This is a genomic window from Streptomyces gottesmaniae, from assembly GCF_031845845.1.
Classification (GTDB): domain Bacteria; phylum Actinomycetota; class Actinomycetes; order Streptomycetales; family Streptomycetaceae; genus Streptomyces; species Streptomyces akebiae.
On the sequence record NZ_JAVRFJ010000035.1, the window covers coordinates 53,566 to 66,451 of the forward strand.

Annotated in this window: 10 protein-coding genes; 5 read left to right on the forward strand and 5 right to left on the reverse strand. The window is 73.0% G+C overall.

Annotated elements, in window-relative coordinates; all coding sequences use genetic code 11:
• The first annotated feature begins 288 nt into the window (after positions 1-288).
• From RM704_RS32490 to RM704_RS32500, 3 genes are all read left to right on the forward strand, one after another.
• Complete coding sequence (locus RM704_RS32490; RefSeq protein ID WP_107072387.1) at positions 289-2,382, forward strand: MMPL family transporter; 2,094 nt, start codon at positions 289-291, stop codon at positions 2,380-2,382.
• A gap of 68 nt (positions 2,383-2,450) precedes the next feature.
• A complete protein-coding gene (locus tag RM704_RS32495; RefSeq protein ID WP_063774505.1) occupies positions 2,451-3,818 on the forward strand; it encodes a sensor histidine kinase in 1,368 nt (455 codons plus the stop codon).
• Positions 3,815-4,495: a response regulator gene (locus tag RM704_RS32500; RefSeq protein WP_033530077.1), complete on the forward strand. Its 681-nt coding sequence runs from the start codon at positions 3,815-3,817 to the stop codon at positions 4,493-4,495. The genes RM704_RS32495 and RM704_RS32500 overlap by 4 nt, the downstream gene beginning before the upstream one ends.
• A gap of 79 nt (positions 4,496-4,574) precedes the next feature.
• On the opposite strand, the gene RM704_RS32505 is transcribed toward RM704_RS32500, so the two are convergent.
• From RM704_RS32505 to RM704_RS32525, 5 genes are read right to left on the reverse strand one after another with little or no spacing between them, the layout of a single operon-like run.
• Entirely contained in the window at positions 4,575-5,510 is a 936-nt protein-coding gene (locus RM704_RS32505; RefSeq protein ID WP_033530125.1) for a dihydrodipicolinate synthase family protein, read from the reverse strand.
• Between the two features lie 35 nt (positions 5,511-5,545).
• Complete coding sequence (locus RM704_RS32510) at positions 5,546-6,583, reverse strand: oligopeptide/dipeptide ABC transporter ATP-binding protein (protein WP_033530078.1); 1,038 nt, start codon at positions 6,581-6,583, stop codon at positions 5,546-5,548.
• Positions 6,580-8,625, reverse strand: coding sequence for a dipeptide/oligopeptide/nickel ABC transporter permease/ATP-binding protein (locus RM704_RS32515; RefSeq protein WP_033530079.1), 2,046 nt, complete (start codon positions 8,623-8,625; stop codon positions 6,580-6,582). Before RM704_RS32515 ends, RM704_RS32510 begins: the two co-directional genes overlap by 4 nt.
• 56 nt (positions 8,626-8,681) lie before the next feature.
• Entirely contained in the window at positions 8,682-9,641 is a 960-nt protein-coding gene (locus RM704_RS32520; protein ID WP_033530080.1) for an ABC transporter permease, read from the reverse strand.
• A gap of 1 nt (position 9,642) precedes the next feature.
• Positions 9,643-11,271, reverse strand: coding sequence for an ABC transporter substrate-binding protein (locus tag RM704_RS32525; RefSeq protein WP_033530081.1), 1,629 nt, complete (start codon positions 11,269-11,271; stop codon positions 9,643-9,645).
• Positions 11,272-11,554: 283 nt separating this feature from the next.
• Here RM704_RS32525 and RM704_RS32530 point away from each other — a divergent pair, with 283 nt between their 5' ends.
• Positions 11,555-12,295 carry a FadR/GntR family transcriptional regulator gene (locus RM704_RS32530; RefSeq protein ID WP_192829777.1) on the forward strand — a complete coding sequence of 247 codons (741 nt, stop codon included), beginning with the start codon at positions 11,555-11,557 and terminating at the stop codon, positions 12,293-12,295.
• Between the two features lie 3 nt (positions 12,296-12,298).
• A complete protein-coding gene (locus RM704_RS32535) occupies positions 12,299-12,769 on the forward strand; it encodes a protein-tyrosine phosphatase family protein (protein WP_033530083.1) in 471 nt (156 codons plus the stop codon).
• Positions 12,770-12,886 lie beyond the last annotated feature (117 nt).

The window sequence follows — 12,886 nt, forward strand, 5'->3', positions numbered from 1 at the left end:
GGCCACGCGGTCGTCCTCGGCGGTCGGCGGGTACGGCCGCGGCCGGGTGGCGGCCCCGAACCGCTGCTCCGGATGACCAGGCGGCCACAAGGCGTCCGGCTGATCTTCGACCGCTGGACCGACCGGCCCCCGACGGCCCGGCGGGCGTACTCCCCGGGGAGTAGTACGGCCGCCGGGCCGCCCCCGGCAGTACCGCGCAACTCGCCCTCACGCGCGACGCATCGGCCCTCCCGCGCCGGGAGTCTGGTGACGTCCGACAACGTCCGCAGAGGGAGGGGGGACCCCGCCATGGGGCCCGCAGAGACGAAGGCGCGTACGCGGCGGCGAGCCGTGCCCTGGCTGGTGCTCGGGTTGTGGGTGGTGCTGCTCGCCGTGGTCGCGCCGTTCGCGGCGAAGCTGTCCGAGGTGCAGAGCGACCGGGCCGTGGACTACCTGCCGGCGAGCGCGGACTCGACCCGGGTGGCGAAGATCCAGGACCGCCTGCCCGGCGGCGAGACCACCGAACTGGTGCTGGTGTACCACCGCGACGGCGGGCTGACGGCCGCCGACCGGACCGCCGCCGAGCGGCAGGTCGCCGAGATCGGCGAGCGGGACCGGTTGGCGGCCGAGCCGGAGGGCGTGCCGTCGCAGGACGGGACCACCCTCATGTACCCGGTCGCGAGCAACGGGCCCGGCACCGACGAGAAGCTGCGCGACGCCTTCGTCGAGCGGGTACGCGCGGTCGCCCACAGCGAGGGAGGACTGACCGTCGAGGTGGGCGGGCCCGGGGCCCTCGCCACCGACGCGGGCAAGGTCTACGAATCGCTCGGCGGGCCACTGCTCTACACCACCGTCGCCGTCGTCGCCGTCCTGCTGATCATCATCTACCGCAGCCCCGTGCTGTGGCTGGTGCCGCTGGTCGTCGCCGGCATCGCGGACTTCATGTCGATGGGCGTCTCCTACGGGCTGAACCAGGCCTTCGGGACGACCGTCTCCGGGCAGAGCTCGGGCGTGATGACGATCCTCGTCTTCGGCGCCGGCACCGACTACGCGCTGCTGCTCGTCTCCCGCTACCGCGAGGAACTCCGGCGCGTCGAGCGGCCGTACGAGGCGATGAGGGTCGCCCTGCGCGGCTGTGGGCCCGCCGTGCTCGCCTCGTCCGGGACGGTCGCCGCCGGACTGCTCTGCCTGCTGGCCGCCGACCTCAACAGCAGCCGGGGCATGGGCCCGCTCGGGACGGTGGGCGTCCTGTGCGCCCTGCTCGCCATGCTCACCCTGCTCCCCGCCCTCCTCGTCCTGCTGGGACGGCGGGTGTTCTGGCCGCTCGTCCCGGCGTACGGCAGTGAGCCCAAGCGGCGCAGGAGCCTGTTCTCGGCGATGGGGTCCTCCGCCGGGCGGCGCCCGCTGACCGTGCTCGCGGGCGGGGCCGTCCTGCTGGGCGCGCTCGCGCTCGGCACGCTCAACCTGCCCGGATCGCTGAAGCAGGAGGACTCCTTCGTCGACACACCCGAGTCGGTCGCCGCCATGGAGACCCTCGGCACGGCGTTTCCCGGCCTGGGCACCCAGCCCGTCTCCGTGATCACCCCGACCGGCCGCGCCGACGCCACGCTCGCCGAGATCGAGGCGCACGACGGGGTCGCGACGGCCGCCCGGGGCCGCACCGGCGGCGGCTGGACCGAGATCTCCGTCGTCGCGCGGAGCGCGCCGCAGTCGGCCGCCGAGACGGCCACGATCGAGTCGCTGCGGGAGGCCCTGCCGCAGGCCTACGTCGGCGGGCCCAGCGCCGAGCAGATCGACCTGAAGGACACCAACGCCCGGGACCGGCTCGTCGTCGTGCCCATCGTCCTCGTGTCCGTGCTGCTCATCCTCGTCGCCCTGCTGCGCAGTCTGGTCGCGCCGCTGCTGCTCGTCGTCGCCGTGGTCGCGGTGTGGGCTGCCTCGCTCGGCATCGGCGGACTGCTCTTCGGGCCGGTGTTCGGGTTCGAGGGCACCGATCCGGGGCTCGGGCTGCTCTCGTTCGTCTTCCTCGTCGCCCTCGGCGTCGACTACGGCATCTTCCTCATGCACCGGATGCGCGAGGAGTCCCTGGCCGGCGCCGAACCGGCCGCCGCCGCGCTCACCGCGCTGCGCACCACCGGCGGGGTCATCGCCTCCGCCGGGCTCGTCCTGGCCGCGACCTTCGCCGTGCTGTTGAACATGGGCCTCGTCCAGCTCGTGCAACTGGGCTTCGTCATCGCGGTCGGCGTCCTCCTCGACACCTTCCTCGTCCGGACCTACCTCGTGACCAGCGCGAGCGTGGCGCTGCGACGGAAGGTGTGGTGGCCCGGACGGCTGTCCCGGGAACCGGCGCGTCCCGTGCGTCCGCCGGAGGCCCCGGACCGGGAGCGGGTGACGGTCCGCTGACAGCCGGAATCGGTGACCCGGGCGCCCCTCCCTCCCGGAGGGGCGCCCCTGTGGCGGAGGATGAGCCCGTGACGGGGAGCACGAGCACGAACGGGGTGGGCGCGGTGTGGCCGGCGTTCGTCGAACGGCTGCGTACGGCCACCGGGACCACCGCCCTGCGGTACGACGCGTATCTCGCGGCGGCACTGGCCGTCTTCGACTGGGTGACCGCCACGGCGGTCACGGGGGACGGGCGGGTGCCGGACCCACCCGGGTTCGCCCTGCTCCTCGCGGTCCATGTGCCGCTGGTCTGGCGCCGACGCCGGCCCGTGCTCGCGCTCTGGGCGCTGGTGGCCCTCGTCGCTCCGTACCACGCGCTCGACTACAACCACCCGGCCGCCGTGGCACCGGCCATGCTCGCGCTCTACACGGTCGCGGTGAGCGGCACGGCCCGCCGAACGCTCCTCAACGGCGCGGCCGTCGTGACCCTCACCCTGTGCGTCAACGCGCTGTTCACCCCTCACCAGATCCCGGAGTTCCTGCGGATCTCCGGTTGGATCGTCTCCGTCCTCGTCTTCGGCGGCTACGTCCGGGTGCACCGCCAGTACGTCGACTCCGTCGTCGAACGCGCCGAGCGGGCCGAACGCACCCGGGAGGAGGAGGCACGGCGCAGGGTCGCGGAGGAGCGGCTGCGCATCGCCCGTGACCTGCACGATCTGCTCGCCCACAGCATCACGCTCGTCGGTGTGCAGACCTCCGTCGCCGCGCACGTCCTGGCCGCCGACCCCGACCGCCTCGACCGCGCCGCCGTCGCCAGGGCCCTGGACGACATCGCCGAGACCTGCCGGACCGCCCGCGGTGAACTGCGCGGCACGCTGGAGGTGTTGCGCGAGTCCGAGTTCGCGTACACCGGTGCCGGCGCCCGAGGCCCCCTGCCGGGCCTCGACGGCCTCTCGGACCTGGTCGACGCGGCCCGTTCGGCGGGCGCCCGCGTCGAGGTCGCGGTCGCGGCGGACGGCGTGCCCCCGGGGGTGGGGGCCGCCGCCTACCGAATCGTGCAGGAGGCACTGACCAACGCCGTACGGCACGGAGGAGAGAACCTGGTGATACGGGTGGAGGTGCGGGCGGGGGGAGGGGCCCTGCGGGTGCGGGTGAGGGACGACGGGGTGGGGGGAAGGGGAGCGGTGCGGACGGGAACGGGTGGGACGGGCCCCGGTTTCGGGATCCTCGGGATGCGCGAGCGGGCCCGCAGTGTGGGCGGCACGGTGCAGGCGGGGCCACGGGCGGACAGAGGCTTCGAGGTGGAGGCGGTGCTGCCGCTGGGCGGGGCGGGAACACGGCACACGGTCGCCGGTGGTGGCGGCGGTGGCGGTGATGCCGGTGGCCGACTCGCTCCCGGCGCTCCCGGCGCTCTCGGCGACCCCGGTGCCGCCCCCGAGCCGAAGGCGGCCCGATGAGTGACCGTACGGTCCGGGTCCTGCTCGCCGACGACCAGACGCTCGTGCGTGCCGCCTTCGCCATGCTCGTGGAGTCGGCGCGGGACATGGAGGTGGTGGGGCAGGCGGGGACGGGCCGGGAGGCGGTGGAGCTGGCGCGCACCGTGCGGCCCGACCTGGTCGTCATGGACCTGCGCATGCCCGACCTCGACGGCATCGAGGCCACCCGGCTCATCGCGGCGGACCGGGACCTCGCGGGCGTGCGGGTCCTGGTGCTCACCACCTACGACACGGACGAGCACGTCGTGGAGGCCCTGCGGGCCGGTGCCTCCGGGTTCCTCGTCAAGGACACGCGGCCGGCGGAACTCCTCGACGCCATCCGTACGGTGGCTGCCGGTGAGGCCCTCCTGTCCCCGGGCCCCACGGCCCGGCTGATCGCCCGGCTGCTCCGGGGCCCCACCGCGCCGACCGCCCTGCCCGACGGCGGCCCCGACCGTCTCTCCGACCGGGAGAAGGAGGTCCTCACGCTCGTGGCGCGCGGTCTCAACAACACCGAGATCGCCGACACCCTGGGCCTCAGCCCGCTGACCGCCAAGACCCACGTCAGCCGCATCATGGGCAAGCTGGGCGCCCGGGACCGCGCCCAGCTGGTGATCGTGGCGTACGAGTCGGGGATGGTGACCCCGGGAGCGATCTGAGCCCCCGCCGCGGTCCCGCCGCGGTCCCGCTCCGGTCCTGTCACGGTCCCGGCGCGGGCTTCCGACGCTGACTGGGACGTCAGAGCAGACCCGCCGCCGCCAGGTACTTGCCGACCTGCTCGGTCTCCGCCTCCGACAGGGGGACCTGGGGTTCCGCCGTGGCCGGGCAGGCGATGACGCCGCGCAGGTGCAGGGCGGCCTTGAAGGCGCCGAGCGCGGCGGAGCCGCCGCCCATGCGGGCCGGGTCCCCGGCGCCGACCATGGCGAAGAGGGCGCACAGGCGCTCCTGTTCGGCGCGGGCCCGGTCCAGGTCACCGGCACGGAAGAGACGGACGAGGCGGACGTAGCCGGCGGGATCGACGTTCGCCAGCCCCGGCACCGCACCGTCGGCGCCCAGGGCGAGCGCGGAGTCGACGAGGAGTTCGGAGCCGGTGAGCACACTGAAGCCGGTGACTGCGGCGTCGGTGCGGGCGCCCGTGACGACCCTGCGGAACGCGGCCAGGTCGCCGCTGGAGTCCTTCAGGCCGGCCAGGACCCCGTCCGCCGCCAGCTCCAGGACCACGTCGGCGGGCAGCCCGGAGTGGACGGCGACCGGGATGTCGTAGGCGAGGACCGGGACGGGGGAGCCCGCGGCGAGCAGCCGGTAGTGGCGGGAGATCTCCGCCGGGTGGGTGCGCGTGTAGAAGGGGGCGGTCGCCACGACGGCCTCCGCTCCGGCGGCGGTCACTGCCCGGACGTGGTCCAGGACGCGTGGCGTGGTCATGTCGATCACCCCGGCGAGGACGGGCAGTTGGCCGCCGACGTGGCCGACCACTGTCTCCACGACCCGGCGCCGCTGCGCGTCCGTCAGGAAGGCCGCCTCCGACGACGAACCGAGCACGAACAGCGCGTCCACCCCACCCGCCACGAGATGGTCGACCAGCCGGACCAGTGAGGGGACGTCCACCTCGCGCTCCGGTGTCAGGGGCGTGCAGACGGGCGGGATGACACCGGTCAGCGGGGTGGGGATGGTCATGACGGCTCCCTGGTGCTGGACATCGCTGGGCATCGCTACGCATCGCGTACGGAGTCCGGCGTGGGCGCGGCCGCCGCCTGGGCGACCAGGTCACGCGTCGACTCCGTCTCCTGCACAGGATGGTGGCAGCGGAAGCGGTGTCCGGGCGCCGACGCGGCCGCGAAGTCCGGCATGATCTCCGCGCAGACGTCGTCCGCCTTCCAGCAGCGGGTACGGAACGGGCAGCCGCTCGGCGGCCGGGTCGCCGACGGGACGGGGCCCACCAGGGGGATCGGGTCGATCGGGTCCAGCAGGCCGGGCGTCGCCGAGAACAGCGCGCGGGTGTACGGGTGCCGGGCGCGGCCGGTGACCAGGGCCGCCGGGGTCTCCTCCACGATCCGGCCCAGATACATGGTGATCACCCGGTCGCTCATCCGCCGTACGGTCTGGATGTCGTGCGAGACGAAGACCAGCGCCAGGCCGAGGCGTTCCCTGAGGTCGAGGAGCAGGTTGAGGATCTGGGCGCGGACCGAGACGTCCAGCGCGCTCGTCGGCTCGTCCGCCACCACCAGCTCGGGATCGAGCGCCAACGCCCGTGCGATCGCCACGCGTTGCCGCTGGCCGCCGGAGAGCTGGCCGGGCAGACCGTCCGCGAGCGCCGGGGGCAGACCGACCAGGGACATCAACTCCCGTACCCGGTCCTCCCGTTCGGCCGGGGTGCCGCGCCGGTGCACATCCAGCGGGTCCCGGAGGATCCGGCGGACCGTCAGCCGGCGGTTCAGGGCCGTCGACGGGTCCTGGAAGATCATGCCCGTGCCGCCGCCGACGGTCGCCCGGCGCTCGCCCGGCGCCATGGACCACAGGTCCCGCCCCCGGAACGCCACCGTGCCGGACGTCGGCCGGTCCACGCCCACCAGCAGCTTCGCCAGCGTCGACTTGCCGCACCCGGACTCGCCCACCACGCCCACCGTCTCACCGGGCGCGATCACCAGATCGGCACCGGTCAGGGCGTACACCCGGTCGCGGGTGAACACCCCGCCACTGCGCGCCCGGTGGACGACATGGGCCCCCGAGACCTCCACGAGCGCGGTCACCCGGTCACCTCCGTACCGTCCATCAGGTCCACCGCCGGGTGGTGGCAGGCCGCCGTGTGCGTGCGGGTGCCCAGCAGGGCGGGCGCCGTCGCACGGCAGACCTCGCTCGCCCGGGGGCAGCGGTCGGCGAAGCGGCAGCCGGCCGGGAAGTCGGCGGGGGAGGGCACGGCACCCCGGATCTGGGTCATCCGCTCGGCCGCCGACTCCAGGGACAGGACGCTGCCCAGCAGCCCGCGCGTGTAGGGGTGGGAGGGCCGCTCCACCAGGTCCGCCGTGACACCCGTCTCGACGATCTGCCCGCCGTACATCACCACCACCCGGTCGGTCACGTCCGCCACCAGGGCCAGGTCGTGCGAGACGAGGACCAGGGCGAAGCCGAGCTCCTCGCGCAGCCGCAGCAGCAGTTCGATGATCTGCGCCTGGACGGTCACGTCCAGCGCGGTGGTGGGCTCGTCGGCCACGATCAGCCGGGGCGCCCGGGACAGGGCCATCGCGATGAGGACGCGTTGGCGCTGGCCGCCGGAGAGTTCGTGCGGATAGCTGCGCAGGGTGCGGTCGGGGTCCAGGCCGACCAGGCGCAGCAGTTCGGGCGCCGTGCGCCTGCCGCCCCGGCGCACCACCTGCTTCAGCTGGGCGCGGATCGTCATCGCCGGGTTCAGGGAGGACAGGGCGTCCTGGTAGACCATCGCCATCTCGTGGCCGAGCAGCCGACGCCGCGCCCGCATCGGCTCGCCCACCAACTGCCGCTCGCCGAAGAGGACCTGGCCGCGCACGCGGGCGCCCCTCGGTTGCAGGCCCATCACCGTCAGCGCGGTCAGCGACTTGCCGCAGCCCGACTCGCCCACCAGGCCCAGGACCTCACCGGGGCGGACGTCGAAGCTGATGCCGTCGACGATGTCCACGCCCCGGTGCCGTGCGTCGAAGCCGATCGCCAGGTTCCGTACGGACAGCACCGGCCGGCCCTCGGGGAGGGGACGGGCCCGGGAGCGCAGACGTACGGCCGCCTCGGCCAGGCCGGGCAGCTCCTCCATGACCTCGCCGCCGCCCGAGTCCGGGTCGCCCGCCATGGGGCCCTCCAGGCGGCCCGCCCGCTCCCGTGACTCCACCGCTCCCGGCTCTCCCGGCTCCGCCTCCGCTCCCGGCTCCGTCTCCCGGGCGACCGGCGCTGCCCACGCGTCGGAGACGCCCTCGGAGAGGACGTTCAGGGAGAGCACCGTGACCAGCATCAGCAGACCGGGGAAGACGGTCGCCCACCAGCCGCCGGTCAGCACCATGTTCTTGCCGTCGGCGATGACACTGCCCCACGACGGGTCCGGCGGCCGTACCCCCGCGCCGATGAAGGAGAGCGACGCCTCGAAGACGATGGCCTCGGCGACCTGCACGGTGCAGAACACGAGCACCGGGGCGGCACAGTTGATCGCCACGTGCCGGATCACGATGTGCGGGGTGCGGGCCCCTATCACCCGCTCGGCGGTCACATAGTCCTCGCCGTACTGGTCGAGGACGTTGGCCCTGACGACCCGGGCGACCGGCGGGGTGAAAAGGAACGCGATCGCGCAGATCAGCACGGTGATCCCGCCGCCGAAGACGGCCACCAGGACGGCGGCCAGCGCGATGCCGGGGAACGCCATGACCACGTCCAGGCAGCGCATCAGGGTCTCGTCGACCGCCTTGCGCGAGGTCGCGGCCACGGCCCCGACGAGGGCCCCCACGACCAGCGCCAGCCCGGTGGCGCCGAGCCCGATCGCCAGCGACCAGCGGGCCCCGTACATCAGCCGGCTCAGGATGTCCCGGCCGAGGCTGTCCTGGCCCATCCAGTGGTCGGCGGAGGGTGCGCCGGTGCCGCCGACCAGGGCCTGCTGGTCGAGCGGGTCGTGCGGTGCGAGCCACGGGGCGAGGAGCGCGGTGAGGACCACGACCGCCAGGAAGCAGACCGCGATCCGGGTCAGCGGCGGCAGCCCGCGCCAGGGGCGTGGCCGGACACCGGGCCGGGAGAGGGCCTCGGTCAGGCGCCTGCGCGTGGTCACGATCAGACCGAACATCGGGCATCAGCTCCCGTCCGGGCGTCGGGACAGCGGCCCGCATCGCTCGATGGGCGTCAACTCGCCTCCCTGAGGCGGGGGTTCACCAGCAGATAGAGGACGTCGATGACGAGGTTCACGACCACGAAGCCGGCGGCCGTGGTCAGGACGACCCCCTGGACGACCGCCGGATCGCCGTTCTTCACGGCGTCGATCATCAGCTTGCCCATGCCCGGCAGCGAGAAGATCGTCTCGATGACGACCGCGCCGCCGAGCAGATAGCCGACGCGCAGCCCCAGCACGGTCAGCGGATTGATCAGCGCGTTCCGCAGGACGTTCCGGCCCACCACCACCCGGGGCGGCAGACCGCTCCCGATCGCCGTCCGCACGTAGTCCTTGTCCAGCTCCTCGACGACCGCGGTCCGCACGATCCGGGTGAGCTGCGCCGCCACCGGCAGCGACAGCGCGAGCGCCGGCAGGGTCATCGTCCTCAGCCACCCGGTGAGGGAGTCCGCCGGATTGACGTACCCGCCCGTCGGGAACCAGCCGAGGTCCACCGCCAGGTACTGGATCATCAGCAGCGCCAGCCAGAACCCGGGCGCGGCCACCCCGGTCAGCGACACCACCCGGATGAGCTGGTCCGGCAGCCGGTCCCGGTGGATCGCCGCCGTCACCCCGCCGAGCAGCGCCAGCACGACCGCGATGCCCAGCCCGAGGAAGGTCAGCTGGAGCGTGAGCGGCAGCGCGGTCGTCACCTGGTCGACCACGGGCGCCCGGGTGAGCGCGCTGATCCCCATGTCCCCGTGCAGCAGATCGCCGACGAAGCCGGCGTACCGGACCGGCAGGGGATCCAGCAGCCCGTTCTCCTCCCGGAACTCGTGCAGCTGTTCCGGCGTGGGATTGGCCCCCTGGAAGAACGCGGACGCCGGGTCGACGTCCGAGAACCGCATGACGACGAAGACGAACAGGACGATCCCGAGCAGCAGCGGGACGAGGAGGGCGATCCGCCGCAGCAGGATGCGCAGGACGGCGACCACGTTAGACCCACTTGGCCTGGAGCAGGTTGATCCCCGGATACGGCTGTGCCCTTATCCCCGACAGCCGCCTCGGGTTCCACGCGGTCATCAGCTCGTTGTGCACCACCGGATAGAGCACGGCCTGTTCGGCGACGACGTCGATGTAGTCCTGGACCATCGCCCTCTTCCGGTCGGCGTCCGGTTCCCGGGTCGCCCGGTCCATGTCCGTGAAGAGCGCCTTGGCCACCGGATCGCCGGCCCACCGCGCGTACCGCATCCACAGGTTCTGCGGGCCGTAGTTGTAACGCATGATCAGATCAGCGTCGAGGCCGAACTGGTTGGGGTTCGAGGCGGCGGCGACCACCTGGTAGTCCTGCTTCTGGTCCATCTTCGTGAAGACGGCGGTGGTCTCCTGCGGCGAGAGCGTCGTCTCGACCCCGATCGCGTCCCAGGACGCCTTGACGGTCGGCAGACAGTCCACGATCCAGCTGACGTTCACCGCCAGGATCTCGATCCGCAGCCCCTTCACCCCGGCCTCCGCGAGCAGGGCCTTCGCCCGGTCGGGGTCGTACGCGTACACGTTCTTGGCCGGCCGGTAGCTCGAATTGCCCTCGTCGAGGAAGGAACTCGCCGGTTTCCCGTGGCCCTTCAGCGCCACCTCGATCATCTTGTCCCGGTCGATCGCGTAGTGCAGCGCCTGCCGCACCCGCACGTCGTCGAAGGGCTTCCGCCCGGTGTTGAACATCAGGAAGAGGTTGTTCATCCCGGAGCCGCCCTGGACGGACATGCCGCCCTTCTCCAGCTGGCCGATGTTGGCGTACGGGATGTTGTCGGCGATCTGCGCGCCCGCGCTCGCCCCGGAGATCTTCGCCACGCGCGGGGCCGCGTCCACGATGGTCAGCCAGTTCATCTTCTTGAAGGCGGCCGGGCGGGGGCCGTTGTAGTCGCCGTACGCCTCGAACGTGGTGTTGGACTTCGGGTGGTGCGCGGTCTGCCGGTACGGCCCCGAACCGATCGCCTTGCCCTTGATGGCGTCCTCCCACGCGCCCGGCCGGGAGAAGACGTGCTTCGGCATGATCTTCGCCAGGGTCAGCCGCGCGATGCCGTCCGGGAAGGGAAACCTGAGCACCAGCTCGACGTTCCGCGCGTCGATCTTCCTGACCTCCTTCAGCCAGCTGGCGAAGAAGCCCTTGGCGAGGGTCTGGGTGCCGGGGTCGAGGATGCGGTCGTACACGAAGACGACGTCGTCGGCCGTGACCGGCCTGCCGTCGTGGAACGTGGCGCCGGGCCGCAGCTCGAACCTCCAGGACGTGCCGTCGACGTCGCCCGGCACGGCCGTCGCGAGCGCCGCGTACGGCTCGCGCGAGATGGGGTCCGTGTCGAGGAGGCCCTCGTAGATGTGGTTGTTGGCGGCCATGCAGAAGGCGGAGGCGGTCTGGGTCGGGTCCCAGCTGCCGTCGTTGCCGTAGCCGATGACGGCCGTCAGGGTGCTGTTCGCGCCGCCCGCGTCACCGGTGTCGTTGGTGGACTCCGGCCCGGCCGAACAGGCGGCCAGCGACGAGGAGACGGCGGCGGCCGCACCCAGCGCGCCGGAGTGCTTCAGGAGCGATCGGCGGCTCGGCGCCGGGGCGTCACGGATCACGTCGCGCACGGTTCCTCCAGGGAAGGAGAGGAGATACGACGTCCTACGTCCTACAGGGAGCAGCGTGACCTTAGGAGCGCCCGTGGGGGCGGTCAAGAGATCGCACACGAATGGCGTACGTGCCAAAGGTGCGCCCAATGGCGGATCAACCCCGGTGTGAAATAACGACAGTTGAGGGTCCGTTAGGAGAGGGTTTCCCAGGGTGATCACGGGGCGTTAACCTGACGTTCCCCTGGTCAGTCCACGCGGTTTCCGTCCGGAGGTGGGACGTCGGATGTCCGGCGAGCGTACGATGCGGCGCATGTCTCAGGAGAGCGGGAGCCGGCGCCGGCCCGAGCGACGGGTGAGCAGCCAGATCCAGCGCGAGGTCATGCAGCTGATCCTCGACCGCAGGCTCCAGGCGGGCGCCCCGCTGCCCACCGAGACGGAGCTGATGGAGGACCTCGGCGTCAGCCGCAACTCCGTCCGCGAGGCCCTCAAAGCCCTTCAGGCCCTCGACATAGTCGACATCCGGCACGGCTACGGCACCTACGTCGGCGAGGCCTCCCTCACCCCCCTCGTAGACGGCCTGACCTTCCGCACCCTGGCCCGGCCCGACGGCGACACCGCCGCGCTCGCCGAGATCCTCCAGATCCGCGAGATCCTGGAGGACGGCCTCGTACGACGGGTCGCCGGCACCGTCACGGACGACGAACTGGACGCCCTCGCGGCCGTCGTCGACCGGATGGAGGCGGCCGGGAAGGCGGGCGAACCCGTCGCCGAACTCGACCGCGACTTCCACGAACTCCTCTACGCCTCCCTCGGCAACGCCCTCGTCCCCCAGCTCCTCGGCGCCTTCTGGACCGTCTTCCTGCGGGTCGCGGGCGCCCGCGGCTGGACCGACGACCCCACCCCCGAGCTGACGGTCCGCCGCCACCGGGACATCGTGGCCGCCCTCCGCGCCCGCGACGTCGAGGGTGCCCAGCGGGCCATGTCCGATCACTTCAGAGGCATCGAGGCGAGGGCGGCGCAGGCCTCGCGGGGGGTGGGCTGAACCATGGGGAAGTCTCCGACCGAGCCGTGGGACCCCGCCGACGCCGGTGTGCTGCGGCTGCCCTCCGGGCGGCTGGTGCGCGGCCGGGGCCTGCGCCGACCGCTCCCGGACGGCAGCGTCCCCACCTACGCCGTGTACCTCCTCGGCAAGGAACCGCCCGAAGTCCCCTGGGAGTCCCGCTGGTTGCGCTGGCCCGACTTCCGGCTGCCCGGCGACCGGGCGGAGGCGGCCCGGGTGCTGCGCGACGTCTGGGAACGGGCGGCCGTCGACCGGGTCGAACTCGCGTGCGGCGGCGGGCGGGGCCGCACCGGCACCGCGCTGGCCTGTCTCGCGGTCCTCGACGGCGTACCACCGGACGAGGCCGTGGCCTACGTACGCCGGCACTACGACCGGCACGCGGTGGAGACGCCGTGGCAGCGGCGGTACGTACGGCGGTTCGGGGAGCGGGGAGACCGCACGCACCCGCCCGCATGAGGGTCGGCCGTGTCGCGCACGACCGGCCACGACCCCGGCCCCGTCACCCCTGCCCGTCCCATCCGCGGGGTGCTGCCCCTGGCCCCCGCTACGGGGTTTGCCGCCGAGGCGACAACA